Annotated in this window: 20 protein-coding genes; 10 read left to right on the top strand and 10 right to left on the bottom strand. The window is 69.9% G+C overall.

All coding sequences use genetic code 11. The annotated features are described in order from the left end of the window. Positions 1 to 4: 4 nt before the first annotated feature. The 4 genes from OK345_RS07100 (at position 5) to OK345_RS07085 (ending at position 3,255) form a co-directional block, all read left to right on the top strand. The gene (locus OK345_RS07100; RefSeq protein ID WP_265127222.1) at positions 5 to 205 is read left to right on the top strand and encodes a hypothetical protein; all 201 of its coding nucleotides are present in this window, start codon (positions 5 to 7) and stop codon (positions 203 to 205) included. Between the two features lie 3 nt (positions 206 to 208). Then, positions 209 to 1,177 (top strand): HlyD family secretion protein, encoded by a 969-nt coding sequence (locus tag OK345_RS07095; RefSeq protein ID WP_265127319.1) that lies wholly within the window; start codon positions 209 to 211, stop codon positions 1,175 to 1,177. Positions 1,178 to 1,336: 159 nt separating this feature from the next. Beyond that, on the top strand, positions 1,337 to 1,867 hold the full coding sequence (locus tag OK345_RS07090) for a DUF1697 domain-containing protein (RefSeq protein WP_265127221.1): 531 nt from the start codon (positions 1,337 to 1,339) through the stop codon (positions 1,865 to 1,867). A gap of 266 nt (positions 1,868 to 2,133) precedes the next feature. Then, entirely contained in the window at positions 2,134 to 3,255 is a 1,122-nt protein-coding gene (locus tag OK345_RS07085) for an alpha/beta fold hydrolase (protein WP_265127220.1), read from the top strand. 45 nt (positions 3,256 to 3,300) lie between these two features. Here OK345_RS07085 and OK345_RS07080 read toward each other — a convergent pair whose 3' ends face one another. The 8 genes from OK345_RS07080 to creB all read right to left on the bottom strand — a co-directional run bounded on the left by OK345_RS07080 (position 3,301) and on the right by creB (position 12,320). After that, positions 3,301 to 3,786 carry a Fur family transcriptional regulator gene (locus OK345_RS07080; RefSeq protein WP_265127219.1) on the bottom strand — a complete coding sequence of 162 codons (486 nt, stop codon included), beginning with the start codon at positions 3,784 to 3,786 and terminating at the stop codon, positions 3,301 to 3,303. Positions 3,787 to 3,828: 42 nt separating this feature from the next. Continuing rightward, complete coding sequence (locus OK345_RS07075; RefSeq protein WP_265127218.1) at positions 3,829 to 4,497, bottom strand: hypothetical protein; 669 nt, start codon at positions 4,495 to 4,497, stop codon at positions 3,829 to 3,831. Positions 4,498 to 4,514: 17 nt separating this feature from the next. Continuing rightward, positions 4,515 to 5,918: a glutamate--tRNA ligase gene (gene gltX / locus OK345_RS07070; RefSeq protein WP_265127217.1), complete on the bottom strand. Its 1,404-nt coding sequence runs from the start codon at positions 5,916 to 5,918 to the stop codon at positions 4,515 to 4,517. A gap of 151 nt (positions 5,919 to 6,069) precedes the next feature. Further along, entirely contained in the window at positions 6,070 to 7,665 is a 1,596-nt protein-coding gene (locus tag OK345_RS07065; protein WP_265127216.1) for a M28 family metallopeptidase, read from the bottom strand. 560 nt (positions 7,666 to 8,225) lie between these two features. Further along, complete coding sequence (locus tag OK345_RS07060) at positions 8,226 to 8,636, bottom strand: hypothetical protein (protein WP_265127215.1); 411 nt, start codon at positions 8,634 to 8,636, stop codon at positions 8,226 to 8,228. Positions 8,637 to 8,645: 9 nt separating this feature from the next. Next, the gene (gene creD / locus OK345_RS07055; protein WP_265127214.1) at positions 8,646 to 9,974 is read right to left on the bottom strand and encodes a cell envelope integrity protein CreD; all 1,329 of its coding nucleotides are present in this window, start codon (positions 9,972 to 9,974) and stop codon (positions 8,646 to 8,648) included. A 94-nt stretch (positions 9,975 to 10,068) separates the two neighbouring features. Further along, a complete protein-coding gene (gene creC / locus OK345_RS07050) occupies positions 10,069 to 11,508 on the bottom strand; it encodes a two-component system sensor histidine kinase CreC (RefSeq protein WP_265127213.1) in 1,440 nt (479 codons plus the stop codon). A 128-nt stretch (positions 11,509 to 11,636) separates the two neighbouring features. Further along, on the bottom strand, positions 11,637 to 12,320 hold the full coding sequence (gene creB / locus OK345_RS07045; protein ID WP_265127318.1) for a two-component system response regulator CreB: 684 nt from the start codon (positions 12,318 to 12,320) through the stop codon (positions 11,637 to 11,639). 200 nt (positions 12,321 to 12,520) lie between these two features. Here creB and OK345_RS07040 point away from each other — a divergent pair, with 200 nt between their 5' ends. Further along, positions 12,521 to 13,378 carry a 23S rRNA (adenine(2030)-N(6))-methyltransferase RlmJ gene (locus OK345_RS07040; RefSeq protein ID WP_265127212.1) on the top strand — a complete coding sequence of 286 codons (858 nt, stop codon included), beginning with the start codon at positions 12,521 to 12,523 and terminating at the stop codon, positions 13,376 to 13,378. 96 nt (positions 13,379 to 13,474) lie between these two features. Beyond that, on the top strand, positions 13,475 to 14,020 hold the full coding sequence (locus OK345_RS07035) for a GNAT family N-acetyltransferase (protein ID WP_265127211.1): 546 nt from the start codon (positions 13,475 to 13,477) through the stop codon (positions 14,018 to 14,020). Between the two features lie 116 nt (positions 14,021 to 14,136). Here OK345_RS07035 and OK345_RS07030 read toward each other — a convergent pair whose 3' ends face one another. Beyond that, a complete protein-coding gene (locus tag OK345_RS07030; RefSeq protein WP_265127210.1) occupies positions 14,137 to 14,550 on the bottom strand; it encodes a DUF2798 domain-containing protein in 414 nt (137 codons plus the stop codon). Between the two features lie 202 nt (positions 14,551 to 14,752). Here OK345_RS07030 and mfd point away from each other — a divergent pair, with 202 nt between their 5' ends. The 4 genes from mfd (at position 14,753) to map (ending at position 20,296) form a co-directional block, all read left to right on the top strand. Next, the gene (gene mfd, locus OK345_RS07025; RefSeq protein WP_265127209.1) at positions 14,753 to 18,223 is read left to right on the top strand and encodes a transcription-repair coupling factor; all 3,471 of its coding nucleotides are present in this window, start codon (positions 14,753 to 14,755) and stop codon (positions 18,221 to 18,223) included. Positions 18,224 to 18,230: 7 nt separating this feature from the next. Next, on the top strand, positions 18,231 to 18,842 hold the full coding sequence (locus OK345_RS07020; RefSeq protein ID WP_265127208.1) for an HD-GYP domain-containing protein: 612 nt from the start codon (positions 18,231 to 18,233) through the stop codon (positions 18,840 to 18,842). A gap of 468 nt (positions 18,843 to 19,310) precedes the next feature. Further along, entirely contained in the window at positions 19,311 to 19,523 is a 213-nt protein-coding gene (locus OK345_RS07015) for a ParD-like family protein (protein WP_265127207.1), read from the top strand. Further along, positions 19,520 to 20,296, top strand: coding sequence for a type I methionyl aminopeptidase (gene map / locus OK345_RS07010; protein ID WP_265127206.1), 777 nt, complete (start codon positions 19,520 to 19,522; stop codon positions 20,294 to 20,296). The genes OK345_RS07015 and map overlap by 4 nt, the downstream gene beginning before the upstream one ends. 192 nt (positions 20,297 to 20,488) lie before the next feature. Here map and OK345_RS07005 read toward each other — a convergent pair whose 3' ends face one another. After that, entirely contained in the window at positions 20,489 to 22,576 is a 2,088-nt protein-coding gene (locus tag OK345_RS07005) for a M13 family metallopeptidase (RefSeq protein ID WP_265127205.1), read from the bottom strand. Positions 22,577 to 22,715: the final 139 nt, after the last annotated feature.

The following is a 22,715-nucleotide window of genomic DNA, read 5'->3' as shown; positions in this document are numbered from 1 at the left end:
CCCCATGAGCCAGAATCTTCCGTCCCCCACGGCGCGCACCGCTTCCGCAGCGGAGAGCGTCGCCCCGCCTTCCGCCCCGGCCAGCGACCCGGCCACCGCTCCGGCACCGGCTGCGCCGCCGAAGTACCTCAAGCCCAGCCGCCGCAGCGTGGTGCTGATGGTGTTCGTGGCGCTGGTCGGCATCGCCCTGATCCTGCGCGCCTGACAGCTGTGGCCGTTCGCCGGCACGGTGATGGCCACCGACAACGCCTACGTGCGCGGGCAGGTCACCGTGCTCGCCCCGCAGGTCAGCGGCTACGTCACCGAGGTGCCGGTGCAGGACTTCCAGCAGGTGAAGGCCGGCGATCCGCTGGTGCGCATCGACGACCGCATCTACCGGGAAAAGGTGGCGCAGGCGCAGGCCGACCTGGACGCCGCGCGTGCGGCGCTGGCCAATTCCGACCAGGCCCAGGCGCAGAACCGCGCGCAGATCGCCTCGGCACGCGCCAATCTTTCCGCCGGGCGGGCCGAACTGGCGCGCTCGCGCAACGAACTGGCGCGCTACGAGGAACTGGCCGCGCAGCAGCTCGTCGCCCTGAACGAGCGCGACAAGTTCCGCACCGGCGCGCAGGCCGCCGGCGCCAGCGTCGAGCAGGCCGATGCCGCCATCCGCATCGCCGAGCAGTCGCTGACCTCCACCCAGGTGGCGCGCAAGGGGCTGGAAGCGCGCGTGGCGCAGGCGCAGGCGCAGCTGGAACTGGCCCGGATCGACCTGGCCAACACCGTGGTCCATGCCCCGCGCGACGGCCAGATCGGCGAAGCCTCGGTGCGGCCCGGCCAATACGTCACCGCCGGCTCGCAGCTGCTGTTCCTGGTGCCGGACACGCTGTGGGTGGTGGCCAACTTCAAGGAAGGCCAGACCTGGAAGATGCGCATCGGCCAGCCGGTCGACTTCTCGGTGGATGCCTTCGACGGCGAGATCCTGCACGGGCGGATCGAACAGATCGCCCCGGCCACCGGCTCGGAATTCAGCGTGCTGCGTCCGGACAACGCCAGCGGCAACTTCACCAAGGTGGTGCAGCGGCTGCCCATCCGCATCGCCATCGACCCCGACCAGCCGTTGGCGCAGCGGCTGCGCCCCGGCATGTCGGTGGAGGTGAAGGTGGATACCGCCGCCGGCACCCGGCGCCACGGCTGAGCTCCCGCACCCGCGGCAGGCATCCTGCGCCCGCCCCGCGCGCGTGACGGCGCCGGGACCGAGTGCGTCCGCCTGCGCGCACATGCGCCATGCGGGGGATATCCGCAACGATGCTTCCACGGCAGACTGCACGCCATCGCTGCCCGCCGCCGGATGTCCATGCGTTTCGCCGCGTTCTTCCGCAACCTGAATCTCGGACGCCCGCGCTGTCCCAGCCGCACGCAGTTCGAAGCGGCCTTCATCGCCGCCGGCGCCGGCAGCGCCGCTTCGTTCCTCACCAACGGCACGCTCGTGTTCGAGACCGGCTCGCCCGGGGATGCGCGCAGGATCCTGGCCGCGGCTCGCGCCGACATGGCCGGCGCCTGCGGGCTCCGGGAACCGGCCTTCCTGCGCGAGCTGGAATACCTGCGCACGCGGGTGGCGGCCGATCCCTTCGGCGGTATCGATCGCCGCGAGACGCACGACTACTGCGTCACCTTCCTGCCCGACGCAGTGGCGATCCCCGGCGACCTGCCGCCCGTCTCGCCCCGCGGCGACGTGGAAATCGTGCGGATGACCGGGCGCGAGGCCCTGTGCATCGCGCTTGCCCGGAAGGGCAGCCCCAACCTGTTCCTGGAGCGCCGGCTGGCCGTCCCCACCACCACCCGGGTGTGGAACACCGTTGTCCGCCTGGTGGCGAAACATGCCTGAGCATGCCTGCCGGGATGGCGGGCATGCGCGTCCTGCCGCCACCTGACCACGTCGTCGCTCCGGCGCGATGGCGGCGATCCGCGGCAACAGCGCCATGCCCGGGCGGAAGGCACGCTGACGATCGGCACATCCGGCCGGCCCCGCCCGCCCCTACCTTGGAGCTGCGCCGGGACTCCGCTTCCCGCCACCGCCGCAACCGGCCGTCCCTGGTCGCGGACGCGGCGCCGCCGTTCGATGCACGTACCTGTAGCTGCCGGAGACTGCCGATGAAGAACATCCTGCCTGCCGTGCTGATGCTGGCCGCCACGATCGCTTCCGCCCATGCCGCCGAGTGCCCCGACCGCAGCGCCTATGCGCCGGCCCGCGAGATCGTCGCCGAGCTCAACCGCATCGTCGCGCCATCGGGCGTGCAGGACAGCTACAAGACCCGCATCGGCGGCATCGAGCAATGGCTCAACGTGCGCGGGCAGGACAAGGCCAACCCGCTGGTGCTGTTCGTGCATGGCGGCCCCGCCGCCCCGATCACGCCCAGCATGTGGCAGTTCCAGCGACCGCTGGAGGAATACTTCACCATCGCCAACTGGGACCAGCGCGGCGCCGGCAGGAGCTACGGCGAGGCGAGCGAGGCGCAGGTGGCCGACAGCATCCATATCGAGCAGTACGTCGCCGACGCCATCGAGGTGGCCGAGCACCTGCGCCAGCGCTACGGCAAACAGAAGCTCATCCTGATGGGACACAGCTGGGGCACCGTCGTCGGCATGCATGCCGCACTGCGGCGGCCCGACCTGTTCCATGCCTACGTGGGCATCGGCCAGTTCATCGATTCCCGCGAGAACGAGCGCATCAGCTTCGAGTACGGACTGCAGCAGGCCCGCGCCCACGGCAACGCCAAGGCCATCGCGGAACTCGAATCCATCGCCCCGTATCCCGGGGACCAGCCGATCACCCGCGAGCGCATCATCGTCGCCCGCACCTGGCCGCAGTACTACGGCGGGCTGAGCGCGTTCCGCGACAACTCGGACTACTACTATCGCGCGCCGCGGCTGTCGCCCGACTACACCGATGCCGACCGCTGCGCCATCAACGACGGCAACGTGCTCACGCTGGGCCGGTTGTTGCCGGAGCTGCTGGAAGTGGACTTCAGCGGCGTCACCGCCTTTCCCGTCCCGGTGGTGATGCTGCTGGGGCGGCACGACTACACCACGCCCAGCGCACCGGTCGCCGCGTGGCTGGAACAGGTCGAGGCGCCCTACAAGCAGGCGGTGTGGTTCGAACGCTCGGCGCACATGATGCCGTGGGAGGAACCCGGCAAGACGCTGGTGAGCCTGCTGCAGCACGTGCGCCCGCTGGCGATCGACGGGGAAACCCAGGCTCCCGGCGGCGGATGAGACCGGGCCGCGCCGCCCGGCGGCGACGCGGAAAAGCCTGAAAGCCTAGCCCGCGCAGCGCGCGCACAGGCCATGCACTTCCAGGGTCTGCGCCTGCGGCTGGAAGCCCAGCGCCTTGGCGCGGGCCTCCAGCTGCCGGACGATGTCGCGGTCTTCCAGCTCCACCGCGCTGTGGCAGCGGTTGCAGATCAGGAACGGCACCGAGTGCTGGCTGCTGCTGGGATGGTGGCAGGCCACGAACGAGTTGACCGATTCCAGCTTGTGCACGAAGCCGTTGGCCATCAGGAAGTCCAGCGCCCGGTACACGGTCGGCGGCGCATCGGCGCCGACGCTCTTGCCGGCGCGCACCCATTCCAGCAGCTCGTAGGCCTTGACCGGCTTGCCGGCCTCGGCGATCAGCCGCAGCACGTTGGCGCGGATCGGCGTCAGCCGCAGCCCGCGCTCGCCGCAGACGCGCTCCACCACGCGCACGAACGCCGCGGCGTCGTCGACATGGTGGTGCGGGGCGGTGCAGGTATGTGGTTCGGTCATGGTTGCTCTCCTGGCCCAGTCAGCCCTCGATCCCACCAAAGGCTAGGCGGGTAATGGAAACGACTGGCGCGAGCCCAGTCGCTTCTTGATTGCCTTGATTGCGATTTTCCCGGCGTCTTCATGCGGAGGCTGGAACCGCGGCTGCCTGCCGATGAAGTCGATGGATTGCGCGTCGCCGACGCCCCGCAATGCGTAAACGGCCATCGCCTTGTGTACCTGATCTTCGGCGTGCCCGCAAAAGGACACCAGAAAATCCCGCAGCCGTTGCGCCTGCCCGTCCGTCACCACCGGGCTGTGCCGGAAGGAGAACAGCCTGTTGCACGTGGCCGCCACAGCATGCGCGATCTCCATGTCGCCGGCCGGGTCGGCGATGACGTCCTGGAAGAAGTCCAGCAGCGCATGCACCGCGTCCGCGTTCCCGACCTCCTCGATGAGCGCCAATACGTAACCGGCGTCCTGCCTGTGGCCGGCCAGCGGCGCCAAACCCGCAAAGCCATGCTCTGCGTAGCATCCCGCGAGCTCCGCCCATTTCGCCAGCGGAACGACGTGGACGCCCGGTCGCGGATGACGGGTCGCGGACCACTGCAGCTCCTGCGACAGCTGCTGCAACTCCTGTCGAAGCCCCGGCGTCCGCGCTTTGGCCGCCTTCAGCAAATGCTCGACTTCAAGCGTATTGCGCTTGGCCATGCTCCTGACGGCAGACAGCTTCATGCGCCCTGTCCCGGCCGTCAGCCTCTGGGAACCTTGATGAGTGCTGCATCGATGCGTTTCAAGGCCTCGTCGCGGCCGGCCAGGTACACGGTCTGGGAAATGTCCGGGCTGACCTGGGTGCCGGTGATCGCCACGCGCAGCGGCTGGGCGACCTTGCCCATGCCGATTTCCAGCGCCGCGGCGGTGTCGTGCAGGGCCACGCCCACCGCCTCGGCGGTCCAGGCCGGCAATGCCGCCAGCAGCTCGCGGGCCTTGCCCAGCGCCAGTTCGGCGCCCGGCTTGAGGTGCTTGGCGACGGCGGCCTCGTCGTAGACCTCGAGCGGCCGGTACCAGACCACCGCCTTCTCGGCCATCTCCTTCAGGGTCTGCACGCGCTCGCGCAGCGCGACCACCACGTCGGCCGGGGCCGGGCCGGCGGCCAGGTCCACGCCCAGCTTCTCCAGCTGGTAGACCAGCTGCGGGGCGATGGCGGCCGGGTCGTCGGTCTTGAGGTAGTGCTGGTTGACCCAGCCCAGCTTGGCCATGTCCAGCCGCGCGGCCTTGGAGTTGACGTCCTTCACGTCGAACAGGTCGATCAGCTCCTGGCGGCTGAACAGCTCCTGGTCGCCGTGCGACCAGCCCAGCCGCGCCAGGTAGTTGATCAGCGCGTGCGGCAGGTAGCCGGCGTCCTTGTACTGCATGACGTCGGCCGCGCCGGTGCGCTTGGACAGCTTGGCGCCCTGCTCGTCCAGGATCATCGGCATGTGCGCGAACTTCGGCACCGGCGCACCCAGCGCCTCATAGATGTTGATCTGGCGCGGGGTGTTGTTGATGTGGTCGTCGCCGCGGATCACCTCGGTGATGCCCATGTCCCAGTCGTCCACCACCACCGCGAAGTTGTAGGTGGGGTAGCCGTCGGGGCGGAAGATCACCATGTCGTCCAGCTCGCTGTTGGCGATCTCGATGCGGCCCTTGATCAGGTCGTCGAACACCACGCTGCCGTCGAGCGGATTCTTGAAGCGGATCACCCGGTTCGGGTCGTCGCGGTACGGCAGGTTGGCCTCGCGCGCGGCGCCGTTGTAGCGCGGCTTCTCCTGCCGCGCCATCGCCGCCTCGCGCATGGCGTCGAGCTCCTCGCGGGTCTCGTAGGCGTAGTAGGCCTTGCCGGCGGCGAGCAGCTGCTCGGCCACTTCCCGGTAGCGCTCGATGCGCCGGGTCTGGTAAACCGGGCCTTCGTCGTAGTCCAGCCCCAGCCAGTCCATCGCCTCCAGGATCGCGTCGATCGCCGCCTGGGTGCTGCGCTCGCGGTCGGTGTCCTCGATCCGCAGCACGAATTCGCCGCCGCGGTGGCGCGCCTCCAGCCAGCAGTACAGCGCGGTGCGGGCGCCGCCGATGTGCAGGTAACCGGTGGGACTGGGGGCGAAACGGGTGCGGCAGGTCATGGAACGCTCGGATGGCGGAAATATCCGGCGATTTTACCCCGTTCCCCGCCCCGCGGCCGGCCGGATTCCCTGTAGGAGCGACTCAGTCGCGACCGGGCTTCACCGGGAAAGCCCGGTCGCGACTGACGTCGCTCCTACGGTTCAGGTGCGCCTACGGCGCCAGCAGCGGCTTGCGCGGCATCTTCTCCTCGCGCATCGCGGCGTGGTAGACGAAGCTGGCGACGATGGCCGCGGCCTGCTTGAGGTCTTCCGGTTCGGCGTGGTCCCAGGTGTCCAGGTGGCTGTGGTGGACGTTGCTGAAGTAGTCCAGCCGGTCCTGGATGAACTGGAAGCCCGGCAGGCCGACGCGGTCGAAGCTGATGTGGTCGGTGCTGCCGGTATTGCGGGTGGCCACGGTGGTGGCGCCGACGTCGTGGAACGGCTTGAGCCAGGCCTCGAAGATCGGCATCGCCGCCAGGTTCTCCTGCGCATAGATGCCGCGGAAGCGGCCCGAACCGTTGTCCATGTTGAAGTAGACCGAGAAGCGGTCGTAGTCGCGCAGCTTGCGCAGCGGCCCGGTCGGTTCGCGCAGCGAGGCCGGCAGCGCCTTCTGCGCCGGGTCGGTCGGCTCGGGATAGTGGGCGAAGTGGCTGGCCACGTATGCCTGCGAGCCGATCAGCCCCTGCTCCTCGCCGCTCCACAGCGCCACGCGGATGGTCCGCTTCGGCTTGGCGCCCACCGCCTTGAGGATGCGCATGGCCTCCATCATCACCGCCACCCCGGCGGCGTTGTCGGCCGCGCCGGTGCCGGTGTGCCAGGAATCCAGGTGCGCGCCGAGCATCACGATCTCGCCGGCCTTGCTGCCGCTGCCGGGGATCTCGGCCAGGGTGTTGTAGCCCGGCCGGTCGCTCTCGTCGGTGAAGCGCGCGGCCACGTTCACCCGCAGGCGCACGCTCTGCTTGTTGTCCAGCGCGCGTACCAGCGGGTTGAAGTGCTCGGCGATCATCGCCAGCTCGGGGACGCCGACCGGCTCGCCGGCCTTGCGCGAACCGCCGCCGGCCACGCGGATGATGCCGTTGTCCCAACCGCTGATGCTGATCGCCGCCAGCGCGCCCTCTTCGGCGAAGAAGGTATTGACCGCCTTGGCCAGCTCCTGGCGCTCGGTGTATTCCTTGACGCGCTTGGCGCGCTCGCCGGCGCTGCCCTTGGGCACGGTGAACTCCTGCAGCCCCTCCAGCGAGGTCGCGTCGTGGCGGTGCGAATCCGGCTCGGTGCCGCGCTTGTATTCGCGCGCCTCGCCCAGCAGCAGGATCTTGCCGGCCAGCTTGCCGCGGTACTTGTCGATGTCGGCCGGCTTCTTGATCTCCACCCGCACCAGTTCGCCCTCCACCGGGCCGTCGGTGCCCGGGGTCCAGGCCTTGGGCAGCGCGTGCAGCGGCTGCACCCGCTCGCCCAGCATCTCGACGCTGGCCGAGGTGAACTCCCAGCCGCGGCCGAAATCGTCGAAGGCTTCATCGTGCGCGTTGGCCAGGCCCCATTCGCCGAACTTGCCGCGGGTCCAGGCGTTGGCCTGGGCCATCTGCGGCGAGTTGGTCAGGCGCGGGCCGATGACCTCGGTGAGGTGGCTGAAATGGTCCATCACCTGCGAACGGTGGAACGCCTCCTGGCGGATGCGGCTGACCATGTCCAGATCCACCGGCTCGCTGGCCAGCGCCGGCGCCAGGCCGGACAGGCCCAGGCAGGCCGCCAACACACATTGCTTGATCACGCGTCGTTCTCCCCGGGGCGTTCCCCACATGCCAGCGCCCGAGTCTAGCCAGCGCCCGCGGGGCGCTCGCCCCCCATCGGTCATGGTCGGGCGCAACGCCTGTCGCTTCGGCGGCGGGCCAGCCTGCGAGCGGCCACCACCGCCGCGCCAGCCGCACGTACGGCCACCGGCGGGACGCCCCGGGAGAGCAGCAGCGATGCCACACGCCCAGGGCAATACCGGATCGCATGCATACGGTGTTTCAGTCGTCGCTCCCGCGCAGAGCCCGCCCCCGCGAAGGCGGGGCCGGAGCCCGGCGACTTGCACGGAGATCCAGCCGGAAGCCACCGGGCGAGCAGCGCTTTGCGTGTCGTGAAGCTGCTTGCACCTGCGCAGGAGCCGCGATGGGCGTCGATCCAGGGAAGCAATGCCCTGCTCCCTCGCCCCGTCATGGCCTGTCGTACCGAGGCACGGCGATGCCGCGGACAGGCTGCGGGGCATACGGACCGCCGCGGGATCCCCGCCGCCAGCGCATGGACGCAGAACGCGGCGGCGAACCGTCCGGGGACGAAGCATTCCATTCACACCTCCCCATCGCCGCGCCGATGGTCGTTCCAGGCATAGACCGCCAGCCGCCGCGCCGGGATCACGCACAGCGCGGCGCGGCCGTCGCGGCTGCGGCTGACGAAGCGGCGCGCGCCCGCGGTTCCGTGCGTCTGCCAGGGGCCGTAGGCCAGCCGGCCACGGCGACCGCCCAGCCCTTCCCGGGCCTCGACCGCGCCGCGCAGGTAGGCCAGCGGCGCCGTCGCCAGCGCCGCCAGGCTCTCCGGCGCCAAGCGGAACCTCAGGCTGCCGCGGCGGACATGCCGCAGCGGCAACAGCAGCGAGGCGATCCGCGCCGGCGTGGCCTCGTGCAGGACGAGGCCACAGGTGCGCAGGCATTCGGGCAGTACCCGGCAGGCACGCCGGTGCAGGGCCGGAAGATCCAGCATCGCCATGGCTCAGCGCAGGCTCGAACCGAGCTCGTACCAGTCCACCTTGCGGGTGACCCACATGATCGCGGCGAGGATGCCGAACAGCATCAGCGAGCCCATCAGCAGCGCGTTGTTCTCCGACACCAGCAGCCCGTACAGCACGCCGTACAGCGCGGTGAGCATGGCGGCGAAACCGCCGGCGCGCTTCCAGCTGTGCAGCACCCCGGACAGGTAGAACGCCTGCAGGCCGATGCATGCCAGCGCCGAGACCGCGTACGCCTGCCAGAAGGCGATGTGCTCGGACAGGCTGAGCAGCAGCAGGAAGAAGATCGCCAGCGCCAGGCCGACCAGCAGGTACTGCAGCGGGTGGATCCTCAGCCGCTTGATCAGCTCGAACAGCACGAAGCCGACGAAGGTGAGCAGCACGAACAGGATGCCGTACTTGCTGGCGCGATCGGTCTGGGTGTAGACGTCCACCGGGTCCACCAGCGCCACGTTCAGCGACTCGACCATGGCATCGCCGATCAGGTCATGGCGCAGCTGCGTCTGCGCGGCCGAGGCCAGCGACGATATCGCCCACTCGGCCTTGAAGCCGTTGTCGTCCACCACCCGCTCGTAGGGCAGGAAGCTGCCGCCGAACAGCGGGTGCGGCCACGGCGAATCGATCGTCACCCGGGTGTCGTCGCCCAGCGGCACCACCGACAGCGAACGGGTGCCGTCGAGCACGAACTCCAGTTCCACCTTGCGGCCGTCGTCGATCCTGCCCTGCGTGCTGTCGGCCAGCGGCCGCAACGGTGCGTGCAGGCCCTTGGACGAGGCTTCCAGCGCGCCGGACCCGGCCTGCAGGTTCAACGCGCGCCCGTCCACCCGCAGGTTGGGAGTGCCGACCAGTCCGCGCACGTCGGCGATGCCCAGCGCCAGGTACGGCTGGCCGTAGCTGCGCCCCTCCACCGCCGGATATTCGCTGTCGTCGAACTCGGCCAGCACCTGCGCGTGCCAGCTGTAGACCGGCACCCGGAACAGGCCGATGCGGCGCTCGTCCGGGCGCATCTTCCCGTCCACCTTCAGCCGGCGCGGCATCTGCAGCTCGTAGCCGCGTTCGGTCTGCAGCTCGGTCTTGCGCAGGCCGCGCGCGTCGGTGACCTCCACCTCGCGCTGCTGCGTCCACGGCAGCACCCGCACCGGGCCGATCAGCGACTGCTCCCCGGCCCGGCTCTGCGACACCCGGTGCATGGCCTGGTCGCGATAGCGCTCGCGCTCCTGGATGGTGCCGCGGATCATCGTCAACGGGATCAGCAGCAGCAGGATCAGCCCGCCCACGGTGGCGAAGCGCAACAGCAGTTTCAGCGATTTCATCGGCAATCCTCGAATGGGAGGACGCCAGCCTCGCCGACCACGGTGGGCGGGGTTTGAGGCGAATTTGAAGCGAATGTGAAGTCGTTGCCGCGACTCAACCGGCCGGCAGCGACAGCACCGCCCGCGCGCCGCCTTCGGCACGGTTGCACAGGCGGGCGCTGCCACCGTGCAGGCGCGCCACCTCGCGCACGAACGGCAGGCCCAGCCCGGAACTGCGCTGGCCGCCGTCCGGCCGCGCCAGCGAGTAGAAGCGCTCGAACACCCGCGGCAGCGCATAGTCCGGCACGCCCGGGCCGGCATCGGTCACCGCGATCTCGACCGTGCCGTTCCCGGCCTCCACCGCCAGGCCGATGCCGCCGCCCGGCGGGGAAAAGGCGATGGCGTTGTCCAGCAGGTTGGACAGCGCCTGCCGCAGCAGCCAGGCATCGCCCTGGACGCGGACCGCGGCGGCCGGCAGCGACAGCTGCAGCCGCAATCCCGCCGCCTGCAGCCGCGGCCCCAGCGATTCGGCCAGTTGCCGGCACAGCGCCGCCGGGTCCAGCGGCTCGCGCTTCTGCAGCCAGCCGTGCTGCTCGACCTCGGCCAGCCGCAGCAACTGGTCGATGGTCTCGGTCAGGCGCTGCTCCTGCTGCGCGATGTTGCGCGCGAAGCGCTGCCGCTCGGCCTCCGGCAGCGGCTCCTGCAGCAGTTCGGCGGCGCCGCGGATCGCCGCCAGCGGGCTCTTCATCTCGTGCGTCAGCGACTGCACGTACTGCTCGACGTAGGCCTTGCCCTCGAGCTTGCGGCGCATCGTCTCCAGCGCCTGGCCGAGATCGCCGATCTCGTCGCGCCGCGGTTTCGGCGGCGAGGCCGGCTCGCCGGCGCTGACCGCCTGCGCATAGCGGTTGAGCCTGCCGATGCCGCGCATCAGCCACCAGGTCATCAGCACCCCGATCAGCGCCGACAACCCGATCAGCCAGGCGCCGCGCCGGACGATGGCGCGCTGGCTGGCGGCGATGAACGGGTCGATGGTGTGGTTGGGCTGGGACAGGGTCAGCACCCCGATCAGGGTGCGGCCGTCGGCCGGGTCGAACACCGGCGCGGCCACGTGCATCACCGTGCGGCTGTCGTCGCCGGGAACTTCCGGGCTGGAGCGGGCGCCGTATTCGCCGCGCAGGGTGCGGTAGACGTCGTTCCAGCGCGAGTTGTCGCGGCCCACGTCCTGCCCGCGCGAGTCGTAGACCACGATGCCCCGCGCATCGGTGACGGTCACCCGGTAGTCGATGCTGCGCTTGGGGAAGCGCCACACCATCGCCCGCGGATCGCGCTGCTGCGCCTGCGCCAGCCGGCCGGCGAACTCGCCGCCGGCGATGCGGCCGTCCTTCAGGTCGGTCGCGGCCATCACCGCCAGCACGTTGGCCGCGTCCACCAGCGTGGCCTCCATCGCCTGCCGCACCCCGGGCTTCACTTCGTTGACGAATACCCGCATCACGAAGAACGCGGCGATGCCGACGATCAGGAAGAACCCCAGGAACAGTTTCAGCCCCAGCCGCATGTCAGCGCCGCGCCCGGCCGGAAGCAAGCCGCCGGCCATGCCCGGCCGCGCCGCCGCGCGTCGACGGCATGCCCGCATCGGCGGCGATGCCCTGCAATCGTTCCCGGTTCCCCGTCATGCGCATTCCCTCACGCTTCCAGCGCATAGCCCAGGCCGCGGTGGGTGCGGATCGGGTCGTCCGTCGCCCCGGCCGCGCGCAGCTTGGCGCGCAGGGTCTTGATATGGGTGTCGACGGTGCGGTCGGCGCTGTCGGCGGCGCTGTCCCAGCCGCGGTCCATCAGCTGCGCGCGACTGAGGATGGCGCCGGGCCGCTGCAGCAGCGCCGCCAGCAGGGCGTATTCGTAGCGGGTCAGCTCCAGCGGCACGTCGCGGTAGCGGATGCGCCGCCCCTCGCGATCGAGGGCGAAGGCGCCCTGCCGCTGCCAGCCGGCATCGTCGCCCGCGGCCGCCACCGCCGGGCGCCGCAGCCGCGCCCGCACCCGCGCCACCAGCTCGCGCGGCGAGAACGGCTTGGCCATGTAGTCGTCGGCGCCCAACTCCAGCCCCAGCACCCGGTCGATCTCGTCGTTGCGCGCGGTCAGGAAGATCACCGGCGCATCGCTGAAACCGCGCAGCTCGCGGCAGACGTCGAAGCCGCTGACGTCCGGCAGCCCCACGTCCAGCACCACCAGGTCCACCCCGCCGGCACGCAGCCGCGGCACCACCTCGCGCCCCAGCAGGCAGTGCTCGGCCTGCATGCCCTCGCTGCGCAGCGCATACAGCACCGTGTCGGCAATGGCGGGTTCGTCTTCGGCGATCAGGATGGTCGGCATGGCCGGCAGGATAGCGACAACCGCGCCGGCGCCGGTAGCGACGACCGGCCCGCGCTCGCGCCACCGCGGCAGTCGTCGCATCCGCCGGTTCGTCGGGCAGCTGATCCACTCCGGCTTCGCCCCGCCGCAGCGGGGCGGCCAAGCGGCCGCGACCACGCATCGGACCGCCGGGGCGGGCGGCAACCACGTAAACTGGCGCCATGAACTACCGCCACGCCTTCCATGCCGGCAACCATGCCGACGTGCTCAAGCACATCGCCCTGCTGGCGCTGATGGACTCGCTCAAGCGCAAGGACGCCCCGTTCTTCGTGCTCGACACCCACGCCGGCCGCGGCCGCTACCTGCTCGGCGGCGAGGAGAGCCGCAAGACCAGCGAGGCCGAGGACGGGGTGATGCGGCTGATGTCCGAGCCGAAGCTGCCGGAAGTGGTGGAGCGCTACCTGCGCGCGGTACAGGCCGACAACCCGGTCGGCGCGCTGATCGCCTACCCCGGCTCGCCGCTGCTGGCGGCGCAGGCGCTGCGCGCGCAGGACCGGCTGGCCGCCTGCGAACTGCAGCCGGAGGAAGCGGCCGAGCTCAAGGCGCTGTTCGCGCGCGACAGCCGGGTCACGGTCCATGCCGGCAACGGCTACGAACTGGTCCGCGCCCTGCTGCCGCCCAGGGCCGGCACCACCAAGATCGGCCGTGCGCTGGTGCTGATCGATCCGCCCTACGAGGCCCAGGATGCCGAGTACCCGCAGATCATCGCCGCGCTGCGCGAGACGCTGACGCGGCTGCCGCAGGCGATCTGCGCGGTGTGGTACCCGATCAAGCAGCGGCGCAGCCTGCAGCCGTTCTTCCGCAAGGCAGCGGCGCTGCCGGCCAAGTCGGCGCTGCTGGCCGAACTGCTGGTACGCCCGGACGAATCGCCGCTGCGGCTGAACGGCAGCGGCATGCTGATCCTCAACCCGCCCTGGCAGTTCGACCAGGCGCTGGCTCCGGCGCTGCCGGCGCTCAAGCAGCACCTGGGCGAGGCCGGCGCCTCCACCCGGCTGGAATGGCTCAAGAACGGGGCCTGAGCCCCCGCCGGCGCGCTTGACTGCGGCATAACTGGCGTTCACGGCAAACTCGCGGTTGGATGACAGAATCTGCGGACTTCCGAGGAGTCGTCGGTCATGGCCACCCGCAACCGCATGCCGCCGTGGCATGAAAACTTCAAAGCGCCCAGCGGCCGCGAGCTGCTGATCCGCCCCATCCGTCCCGAGGACGGCGCGCCGCTGCAGGGCGCCTTCAGCCTGTTCGGCCCGGAAGAGGTGCGCGACCGCTTCCTGCAGTCGGTCACCGAGCTGTCCCCCGAGACCACCCAGCGCCTGACCCACCCCAATCCCAAGACCGAGATCTCGCTGGTGGCCGCCGAGCCGCTGCCGCCGGGCGAGGCGGTGGTCGGCGCCGTCGCGCGGGCCTCGATCATCCCCGGCACCCGCGAGGCGGAGTACGCGATCCTGGTCAGCCACTTCCTCGCCGGCCAGGGCTTGGGCCGGCAACTGATGCGCAAGCTGGTGAAATGGGCACGCGGCAAGTACCTGGACCGGCTGTACGGCGACGTCGCCCAGGACAACGAGCCGATGCTGCAGCTGGCCGCCTCGCTCGGCTTCAAGCCGGTCCCGCACCCCGGCGGCGCCCCCGGGCTGGTGCGCATGGTGCTGGAACTGGAAGGCTGATCGTCGCCCGCCGGCGCCAGCCCTGCGCCGCGCCGGCTTCCCGCAGGCGCCTGCGCCCAGGCCACGCCTGAAGCGAGCCGACGCCGCGCAACGCAGCGCCGGCCCGAACGCACCTGTCAGGTTGCCCGCACGAGCACCGCCGTGGTCTTGCGCACGACGGGCAGCACCAGCAGCAACACCGGAAATGCAACGAGCCACGAGATGCCCCACGCTCCCAGCCATTGGGATACGAACTGCGGGGACATGCCGAGGCTCCTGAGCGTGCTGATCAGCGACACGATGCAGGTCATGAGGATGGACAGCAGCAATGGCGTGACCAGCGCGCCATAGCGCGCAGGAAGTTGGGGGATGCCGAAGCGGGTGGTGGATTTGTTTGAAGCGTTCATGATGATCTCCAGGATCCGGTCAAGCGAAGGCGCCTTTCGCCCGGACATCGGGCGAACAGCCCCGGCGATGGCCGGAGGTGATGGCGCGTTGATTGACGTTGAACGCTTACGATCGACCGCGTGAGCCGCGGCGACGGGCGCCATGTTAGTGGTGCCCGCCCCGGCTCGACAAGGGCAGCCCGACGCCTGCCGGGCGGCCAGGTGCCGGACCTGCGCCCCGTGGCCGCGCGATGCCGGACCGCCACCACAGCACCCCGGACACAGCCGCGACCCGCCGCGCTCCGCAAACGCCGTGGGCCCGGCGCATTACCCCTGCCTGCTCCGGGCGCGGTAAAATTCGTGGTTCATGTCGTCTTCCACCTTTCCCTCTCCGCCGCTGCCCCGTTCCGGGCAGCTTCGCGCCTGGTGGCGCGCCCCCGCATCGACGACGGCACTGGCCTGGTATATCGCCCGCGCCGCCGAGGCGCATGCCGGGCCGTTGCTGGTGGTTGCCCGCGACAACCAGAGCGCGCACCAGCTCGACGCCGACCTGCACACGCTGCTGGGCGACGACAACCGGCTGCCGGTGGTGCCGTTCCCGGACTGGGAAACCCTGCCCTACGACCAGTTCAGCCCGCATCCGGACATCGTTTCCCAGCGCCTGGCCGCGCTGCACCGCCTGCCCACGCTCAAGCGCGGGATCGTGGTGGTGCCGGTGCAGACGCTGCTGCAGCGGCTGGCGCCGCTGAAGTACATCGTCGGCGGCAGTTTCGACCTGCGCGTCGGCCAGCGCCTGGACATGGACGCGGAGAAGCGGCGGCTGGAAAGCGCCGGCTACCGCAACGTCCCGCAGGTGATGGACCCGGGCGACTTCGCCGTGCGCGGCGGGCTGCTCGACGTCTACCCGATGGGCGCCGCCGCGCCGCTGCGGATCGAGCTGCTGGACGAGGACATCGACTCGATCCGCGAGTTCGATCCCGAATCGCAGCGCTCGCTGGACCGGGTGGAGGCGGTGAAGATGCTGCCCGGCCGCGAGGTGCCGATGGACGACGCCAGCGTCGAGCGCGTGCTGGCCACGCTGCGCGAGCGCTTCGACGTCGACACCCGCCGCAGCGCGCTGTACCAGGACCTCAAGTCCGGCCTGGCGCCGTCGGGCATCGAATACTTCCTGCCGCTGTTCTTCGCGCAGACCGCCACCCTGTTCGACTATCTCGAACCCGGGTTCCTGACCCTGGTCGCGCCGGGCGTGTCCAACGCCGCCGACGCGTTCTGGACCCAGACCCAGAGCCGCTACGAACAGCGCCGGCACGACGTCGAGCGGCCGCTGCTGCCGCCCGAGGAGCTGTACCAGTCGCCCGATGCGCTGCGCGAGCAGTTCAACCAGGTGCCGCGGATCGAGGTGTGGCCGCCCGAGCACGCCCGCATCCAGGAGGCGCAGGCGCTGGGCGACCAGCCGTTGCCGCCGTTGCCGGTGGCGGCCCGGGATGCCCCGGCCGGCGAGGCGCTGAAGTCCTTCCTCGGCCACTACCCCGGCCGGGTGCTGATCGCCGCCGACTCCCCCGGCCGCCGCGAGGCGTTGCTGGAAGTGCTGCAGGCCGCGGAGCTGAAACCGCCGGTGCTGGCCGGCCTGCCGGCGTTCCTCGCCGACGCCGCGGCGAAGTTCGCCATCACCGTGGCGCCGCTGGACGACGGATTCGCCCTGGATGCGCCGCAGATCGCGGTGCTGACCGAACGCCAGCTGTTCCCCGAACGCGCCGGCCAGCCGCGCCGCGTGCGCCGCGCCGGACGCGAGCCCGAAGCGATCATCCGCGACCTGGGCGAGCTGACCGAAGGCGCGCCCATCGTCCACGAGGACCACGGCGTCGGCCGCTACCGCGGCCTGATCGTGCTCGAGGCCGGCGGCACCCCGGGCGAATACCTGGAGATCGAATACGCCAAGGGCGACCGCCTGTACGTGCCGGTCGCGCAACTGCACCTGATCAGCCGCTATTCCGGCGCCTCGCCGGAGACCGCGCCGCTGCATTCGCTGGGCGGCGAGCAGTGGACCAAGGCCAAGCGCAAGGCCGCCGAGAAGGTGCGCGACGTCGCCGCCGAGCTGCTGGAGATCCAGGCCCGGCGCCGCGCCCGCGCCGGCCTGGCGCTGCACGTGGACCGGGCGATGTACGAGCCGTTCGCCGCCGGCTTCCCGTTCGAGGAAACCCCCGACCAGCTGGCCGCGATCGAGGCCACCCTGCGCGACCTGGCCAGCAGCCAGCCGATGGACCGCGTGGTCTGCGGCGATGTCGGCTTCGGCAAGACCGAGGTCGCGGTGCGCGCCGCGTTCGCCGCCGCCAGCGCCGGCAAGCAGGTCGCGGTGCTGGTGCCGACCACGCTGCTGGCCGAGCAGCACTACCGCAACTTCCGCGACCGCTTCGCCGACTGGCCGCTCAAGGTGGAGGTGTTGTCGCGCTTCAAGAGCAGCAAGGAAATCAAGGCCGAGCTGGAGAAGGTCGCCGAAGGCACCATCGACGTCATCATCGGCACCCACCGGCTGCTGCAGCCGGACGTGAAGTTCAAGGACCTGGGCCTGGTCATCGTCGACGAGGAACAGCGTTTCGGCGTGCGCCAGAAGGAAGCGCTGAAGGCGCTGCGGGCCAACGTGCACCTGCTCACGCTCACCGCCACGCCGATCCCGCGCACGCTCAACATGGCCATGGCCGGGCTGCGCGACCTGTCGATCATCGCCACCCCGCCGCCGAACCGGCTGGCGGTGCAGACCTTCATCACCCCGTGGGACCCGGCGCTGCTGCGCGAGGCGTTCCAGCGCGAACTGGCGCGCGGCGGCCAGCTGTACTTCCTGCACAACGACGTGGAAAGCATGGGCCGGATGCAGCGCGAGCTGTCCGAGCTGGTGCCGGAAGCGCGCATCGGCATCGCCCACGGGCAGATGCCCGAGCGCGAGCTGGAGAAGGTGATGCTGGATTTCCAGAAGCAGCGCTTCAACGTGCTGCTGGCCAGCACCATCATCGAATCGGGCATCGACATCCCCAACGCCAACACCATCGTCATCAACCGCGCCGACAAGTTCGGCCTGGCGCAGCTGCACCAGCTGCGCGGCCGCGTCGGCCGCTCGCACCACCGCGCCTATGCCTACCTGGTGATCCCGCCGGACAAGCGCTCGATCACCGCCGACGCGCACAAGCGGCTGGAGGCGATCGCCTCGATGGACGAGCTGGGCGCCGGCTTCACCCTGGCCACCCACGACCTGGAGATCCGCGGCGCCGGCGAGCTGCTGGGCGAGGACCAGAGCGGGCAGATGGCCGAGGTCGGCTTCAGCCTCTACACCGAACTGCTCGAGCGCGCGGTGCGCAGCATCAAGCAGGGCAAGCTGCCGGACGTGGATGCCGGCGAGGAAGCGCGCGGCGCCGAAGTCGAGCTGCATGTCCCGGCGCTGATCCCCGAGGATTACCTGCCCGACGTGCACACCCGCCTGACCCTGTACAAGCGCATCTCCAGCGCACGCGACAGCGCCGAGCTGCGCGAGCTGCAGGTGGAGATGATCGACCGTTTCGGCCTGCTGCCCGATGCGGTGAAGCACCTGTTCGGCATCGCCGAGCTGAAGCTGCAGGCCAACGCGCTGGGCATCCGCAAGCTGGAGCTGGGCGAGAACGGCGGCCGCATCGTGTTCGCCGCCAAGCCCGACATCGACCCGATGGCGGTGATCCAGCTGATCCAGAAGCAGCCCAAGCTGTACCAGATGGAAGGCCCGGACAAGCTGCGCATCCGGCACCCGCTGCCCGAGGGCGTGGACCGTTTCAATGCCGCCAAGGCGCTGTTGGCCACCCTGTCGCCACGCTGAGTCCACGATGCCCAAGATGCTGCTCGATGCGCCCGACCCACTGCTTGCGCACGACGACACCTCCAGCTCCATCCAGGTACTGTCGGCGGCGCTGGACGAGCGCGATTCCTATACCGACGGCCATTGCGACCGGGTCTCGCGCCTGGCCCAGCGCCTGGGCGACCGTTGCGGCCTCGACGCCCGCCGACAGGCCAACCTGTCGCTGGCGGCGCGCTTCCACGATGTCGGCAAGATCGGCATTCCCGACAACGTGCTGCTGCACCCCGGGCGCCTGGGCGACGAGCAGATGGACGTGATGCGCACCCACCCCGAACGCGGCGAGCGCCTGTTCGCCGCCACCGGCCGCGCCGACGCGGCCGAGGTGGCGCTGCTGATCCGCCATCACCACGAGGCGTTCGATGGCAGCGGCTATCCCGACGGCCTGGCCGGCGAACGGATTCCGCTCGAAGCCTGCATCCTGACCATCGTCGACGGCTACGACGCGCTGACCTCCCAACGCCCCTACCGCGGACCGATGCCGCACCGGCAGGCGCTGCGCCTCCTCGCCGCGGAACAGGGCCGGCTGATCGATCCGCACGTGTTCCGCGCGTTCGTGGAATTGGTCGAACGCGGACGGTAATCGCGACTGACGTCGCTCCTACAACAGCGGAATTCAACTGTAGGAGCGACGCCAGTCGCGAGCCTTTCGAGCAGACCTCCGCCACCGGGCATCCGCGTGCCCCGGCATCGATGGCAGAAGAACCCGGACCAAGGCCGGCGATGCCGGGTCTTCATGTTCCACCGCAAACGCAGGCAGCCTGCCAGATCGCCCTGCCGCCCTCTTCGACGCGCGTATCGCCGGCCCCGCATCCGGAGGCGGCGACGGGCAAGAGCAGGTTCGTCGGCCCATCAATCGACCGGAGCATCCGGACCGACACCTGGTCGCACGCGCAGCTCGCCACCGGCGAGGTTGCGGCACCGCACGGTGGCGAAGCTCCGGCCCCTCTGCCGCCCACCGCCGGGCCGGGCCGGCCGATCCAACCATACCCGCCCGCCCCGGAATATATGATTCGTATATGATTCGCATATCCACAGCATCAGGTGACCCATGGGCATCGTGAACATCGACGACGAACTGCACGACAACATCCGCAGGGCCAGCTCCGTCTCCGGCCGCTCCATCAACGCCCAGGCCGGGTTCTGGATCAGGATCGGCATGCTGTGCGAACTGAACCCGCAGTCGAGCTACCAGGAAATCGTCGCCCGCGAACTGAGCGCCGCAGGCGTACGCCCGCTCACGCTGCTGGCGGCGGAATCGTGATCAAGCAACCGGAAGAACTGGCGCTCATGGCCGAATCCGGCCGGCTGCTTGCCTCCGTGTTCGAGGCGCTGGACCAGCTGCGGCTCGAAGGCATGACCACCCTGCAGGTCAACGACTGGGTCGAGCGCTTCATCGTCCACGACCTGAAGGCGCGCCCGGCCAGCAAGGGCCAGTACGGCTTCGCCTACGTGCTCAACAGCTCCATCGACAACGTGGTCTGCCACGGCGTTCCCTCCGCATCCGACGTCCTGCGCAGCGGCAGCATCGTCAACCTGGACATCACCCTGGAGAAGAACGGCTACATCGCCGATTCCAGCAAGATGTACCTGATCGGCGACGTCGGCCACCCGGCCAGGCGGCTGGTGCGCGCCACCAGCGAAGCGATGTGGAAAGGCATCGCCGCGGTGCGCCCGGGCGCGACGCTGGGCGACATCGGCTTCGCCATCCAGCGCCACGCCAAGGCCGCCGGCTACACGGTGGTCAAGGAATATTGCGGCCACGGCATCGGCCGCGAGATGCACGAGGAACCGCAGGTACTGCACTACGGCAGGCGCGGCACCGGACTGGTGCTGCAGCCGGGCATGACCTTCACCATCGAACCGATGATCAACCAGGGACGGGCCGCCATCGACAGCAGCGACGACGGCTGGACCGTCACCACCCGCGACGGCAAGCTGTCCGCGCAGTGCGAGCACACGGTCGAGGTGACCGAGCGCGGCGTGAAGGTGTTGACGCTGCGCCAGGAGGAACAGGCGATGGCGGCGGCGCTGTAAGCCGGAAAATCGCGCGAAAAGCTCGCGACTCACGTCGCTCCTACAACAGCCCGCCGTTGTAGGAGCGACGTGAGTCGCGACAGAAGGCGCCGACCGCCCCCTCCGACTCTGGATGAAGAACAAAAAAAAGAAGGCCCGGCATCCGCCGGGCCTTCTGCCTTGCTTCACGTCATCAAACCGACGCAGCAGGCATCACCAGATCACCACCCGGTCCTTCTCCGCGCGCACCATCGGATCGCCGGCCTTGCACTCGAACGCGGCGGCGAACGAGGGCATGTTCGACGGCGCGCCGTTGGCGCGGAAGTTGGCCGGGGCGTGCGGGTCGGTGTTCAGCCGCACGCGCAGCTCGCCGTCGGTGAAGTTGCGGCGCCACACCGTGGCCCAGTTCATGAAGAAGCGCTGGTCCTGGGTGTGGCCGTCGACCTCGACGTTGGCGTCGGGGTTCTCCTTGAGCGCCACCTGCAGCGCGTCGTAGGCCACGGTCAGGCCGCCGAGGTCGCCGATGTTCTCGCCCAGGGTCAGCCGGCCCTTGACGTTGACGCCCGGCAGCGCCTCGTAGCCGTCGAACTGCGCCACCAGCTGGTCGGTGCGCTGGTTGAAGGCGCTGCGGTCGGCGTCGGTCCACCAGTTGTCGAAGTTGCCGTTGGCGGCGAACTGGCTGCCCGAGTCGTCGTAGCCGTGCATCATCTCGTGGCCGATCACCGCGCCGATGCCGCCGTAGTTCAGCGCCGGGTCGGCCTTGGCGTCGAAGAACGGCGGCTGCAGGATGGCGGCCGGGAACACGATCTCGTTCTTGGTGGCGTTGTAGTAGGCGTTGACCGTCTGCGGGCTCATGCCCCACTCGGTGCGGTCCACCGGCTTGCCGATCTTGTCGAGCATGTAGCGGTAGTTGAACGCGCGCGCGGCCTGCATGTTGGCCAGATAGCTGTCGCCGTTGGTCTGCAGGCCCGCCCAGTCGCGCCACTTGTCCGGATAGCCGATCTTCGGCGTGAAGCTGGCCCACTTCTCCAGCGCCTTCCTGCGGGTCTCCTCGCCCATCCACTCCAGCTTTTCCAGGCGCGCCTTCAGCGCCACCGACAGGTTGTCGACCAGGTGCTGCATCTGCTCCTTGGACTCGGCCGGGAACACCGCCTCCACGTACAGCTGGCCCAGCGCCTCGCCCATCGAACCGTTGACCGCGTCGAGCACCCGCTTCCAGCGCGGCTGCATTTCCTGCTGGCCGCGCAGGGTCTTGCCGTAGAAATCGAAGCTGGCCTGCTCGAACGCGCTGCTCAGGTACGGCGCGGCGTTGTCGATCATGTGGAAGCGCAGGTAGGCCTGCCAGGTGGCGGCCGGCACCTCGGCCAGCATCTTGTCCACTTCGGCGAAGAAGCCCGGCTGCGCCAGCGAGAACTTGTCCTTGGCCGGCACGTCCAGCGTGTCGAAGAAGCTCGTCCAGCTGAAGTTCGGGGTGAGCTTGTCGGCCTCGGCGGCGCTGACCGGGTTGTAGCGCTTGGCCGGGTCGCGCAGCTCGATGCGCGACAGCGAGGCCTTGGCCAGGCGGGTCTCGAAGTCCATTACCGCCCTGGCCTGCTGCTTCGCCTGCGCGGCGTCCACGCCGGACAAGGTCAGCAGTTGTTCGATGTAGGCCACGTAGGCCTCGCGGATCCCGGCCTGCGCATCGTCGAAGTAGTAGCCCTTCTCCGGCAGCCCCAGGCCTCCCTGGCCGGCATAGGCGATGACCGTGCCCGAATCCTTGTAGTCGGCATTGGCGAACAGCGAGAACAGGAAGCCCTGGCCCTGCGCGTAGCTGTCGCGCAGGTAGCCGGCGATGGCGGCGGTGTCGGCCAGCGCGGCGATCTTGTCCAGCTGCGGCTGCAGTGGCGCGATGCCGGCCGCCTCGATGGCCGCCTCGTCCGAACCGGTCTTCCAGATGTCGCCGATCTTGGCCTCGATCGTGCCCGCCGCGGCGGTGCCCTCGGCGGCCTGCTTCACCAGTGCGTGCTGCACTTCCAGCGAGCGCTCGCGCAGGATCTCGAAACTGCCCCAGGTGGTCTGGTCCGCCGGCACCGGGTTGGCGGCCAGCCACTTGCCGTTGACGTAGCCGTTGAGGTCGGTGCACGCGGAAATGGCCGCGTCCAGGTCGCCGGCGTGCAGCGAGATCAGCGGAGTCTCGATCTGCGACAGGTCGAACGCCGGCTTGGCGTCCGCAGCTGGCGAGGTATCGGACTTGCCGCAGGCGGACAGCGACGCGGCGATGGCCACCGCCAGGGACAACGGGGCGAGTTTGGAAAAGGTCATGCGGGTTCTCCGGCCTTGCAGGAATGCCGCGCGGAAGGTGCGGCGCAACCTGCGAGCGTAGGCGATCCAGCACCCTGACCTATAGGCCAAAGGTCACGTGCCTTGGTAGCTATGCCCGCTTCCGGCCAAAGGCGGACAT

It is taken from the genome of Xanthomonas chitinilytica, assembly GCF_026107455.2.
Lineage (GTDB): Bacteria > Pseudomonadota > Gammaproteobacteria > Xanthomonadales > Xanthomonadaceae > Stenotrophomonas > Stenotrophomonas chitinilytica.
Note: the sequence above shows the minus strand (reverse complement) of the source record. Positions and strands in the feature narration are given on the sequence as shown.

Excerpts from the sequence above, each read along its gene's own strand:
- OK345_RS07100 (WP_265127222.1), top strand. The coding sequence starts at position 5 with ATGAGCCAGAATCTTCCGTCCCCCACGGCGCGCACCGCTTCCGCAGCG.
- OK345_RS07090 (WP_265127221.1), top strand. The coding sequence starts at position 1,337 with ATGCGTTTCGCCGCGTTCTTCCGCAACCTGAATCTCGGACGCCCGCGC.
- OK345_RS07085 (WP_265127220.1), top strand. The coding sequence starts at position 2,134 with ATGAAGAACATCCTGCCTGCCGTGCTGATGCTGGCCGCCACGATCGCT.
- OK345_RS07080 (WP_265127219.1), bottom strand. The coding sequence starts at position 3,786 with ATGACCGAACCACATACCTGCACCGCCCCGCACCACCATGTCGACGAC.
- OK345_RS07075 (WP_265127218.1), bottom strand. The coding sequence starts at position 4,497 with ATGAAGCTGTCTGCCGTCAGGAGCATGGCCAAGCGCAATACGCTTGAA.
- gltX (WP_265127217.1), bottom strand. The coding sequence starts at position 5,918 with ATGACCTGCCGCACCCGTTTCGCCCCCAGTCCCACCGGTTACCTGCAC.
- OK345_RS07060 (WP_265127215.1), bottom strand. The coding sequence starts at position 8,636 with ATGCTGGATCTTCCGGCCCTGCACCGGCGTGCCTGCCGGGTACTGCCC.
- creD (WP_265127214.1), bottom strand. The coding sequence starts at position 9,974 with ATGAAATCGCTGAAACTGCTGTTGCGCTTCGCCACCGTGGGCGGGCTG.
- creC (WP_265127213.1), bottom strand. The coding sequence starts at position 11,508 with ATGCGGCTGGGGCTGAAACTGTTCCTGGGGTTCTTCCTGATCGTCGGC.
- creB (WP_265127318.1), bottom strand. The coding sequence starts at position 12,320 with ATGCCGACCATCCTGATCGCCGAAGACGAACCCGCCATTGCCGACACG.
- OK345_RS07040 (WP_265127212.1), top strand. The coding sequence starts at position 12,521 with ATGAACTACCGCCACGCCTTCCATGCCGGCAACCATGCCGACGTGCTC.
- OK345_RS07035 (WP_265127211.1), top strand. The coding sequence starts at position 13,475 with ATGGCCACCCGCAACCGCATGCCGCCGTGGCATGAAAACTTCAAAGCG.
- OK345_RS07030 (WP_265127210.1), bottom strand. The coding sequence starts at position 14,550 with ATGGCGCCCGTCGCCGCGGCTCACGCGGTCGATCGTAAGCGTTCAACG.
- mfd (WP_265127209.1), top strand. The coding sequence starts at position 14,753 with ATGTCGTCTTCCACCTTTCCCTCTCCGCCGCTGCCCCGTTCCGGGCAG.
- OK345_RS07020 (WP_265127208.1), top strand. The coding sequence starts at position 18,231 with ATGCCCAAGATGCTGCTCGATGCGCCCGACCCACTGCTTGCGCACGAC.
- OK345_RS07015 (WP_265127207.1), top strand. The coding sequence starts at position 19,311 with ATGGGCATCGTGAACATCGACGACGAACTGCACGACAACATCCGCAGG.
- OK345_RS07005 (WP_265127205.1), bottom strand. The coding sequence starts at position 22,576 with ATGACCTTTTCCAAACTCGCCCCGTTGTCCCTGGCGGTGGCCATCGCC.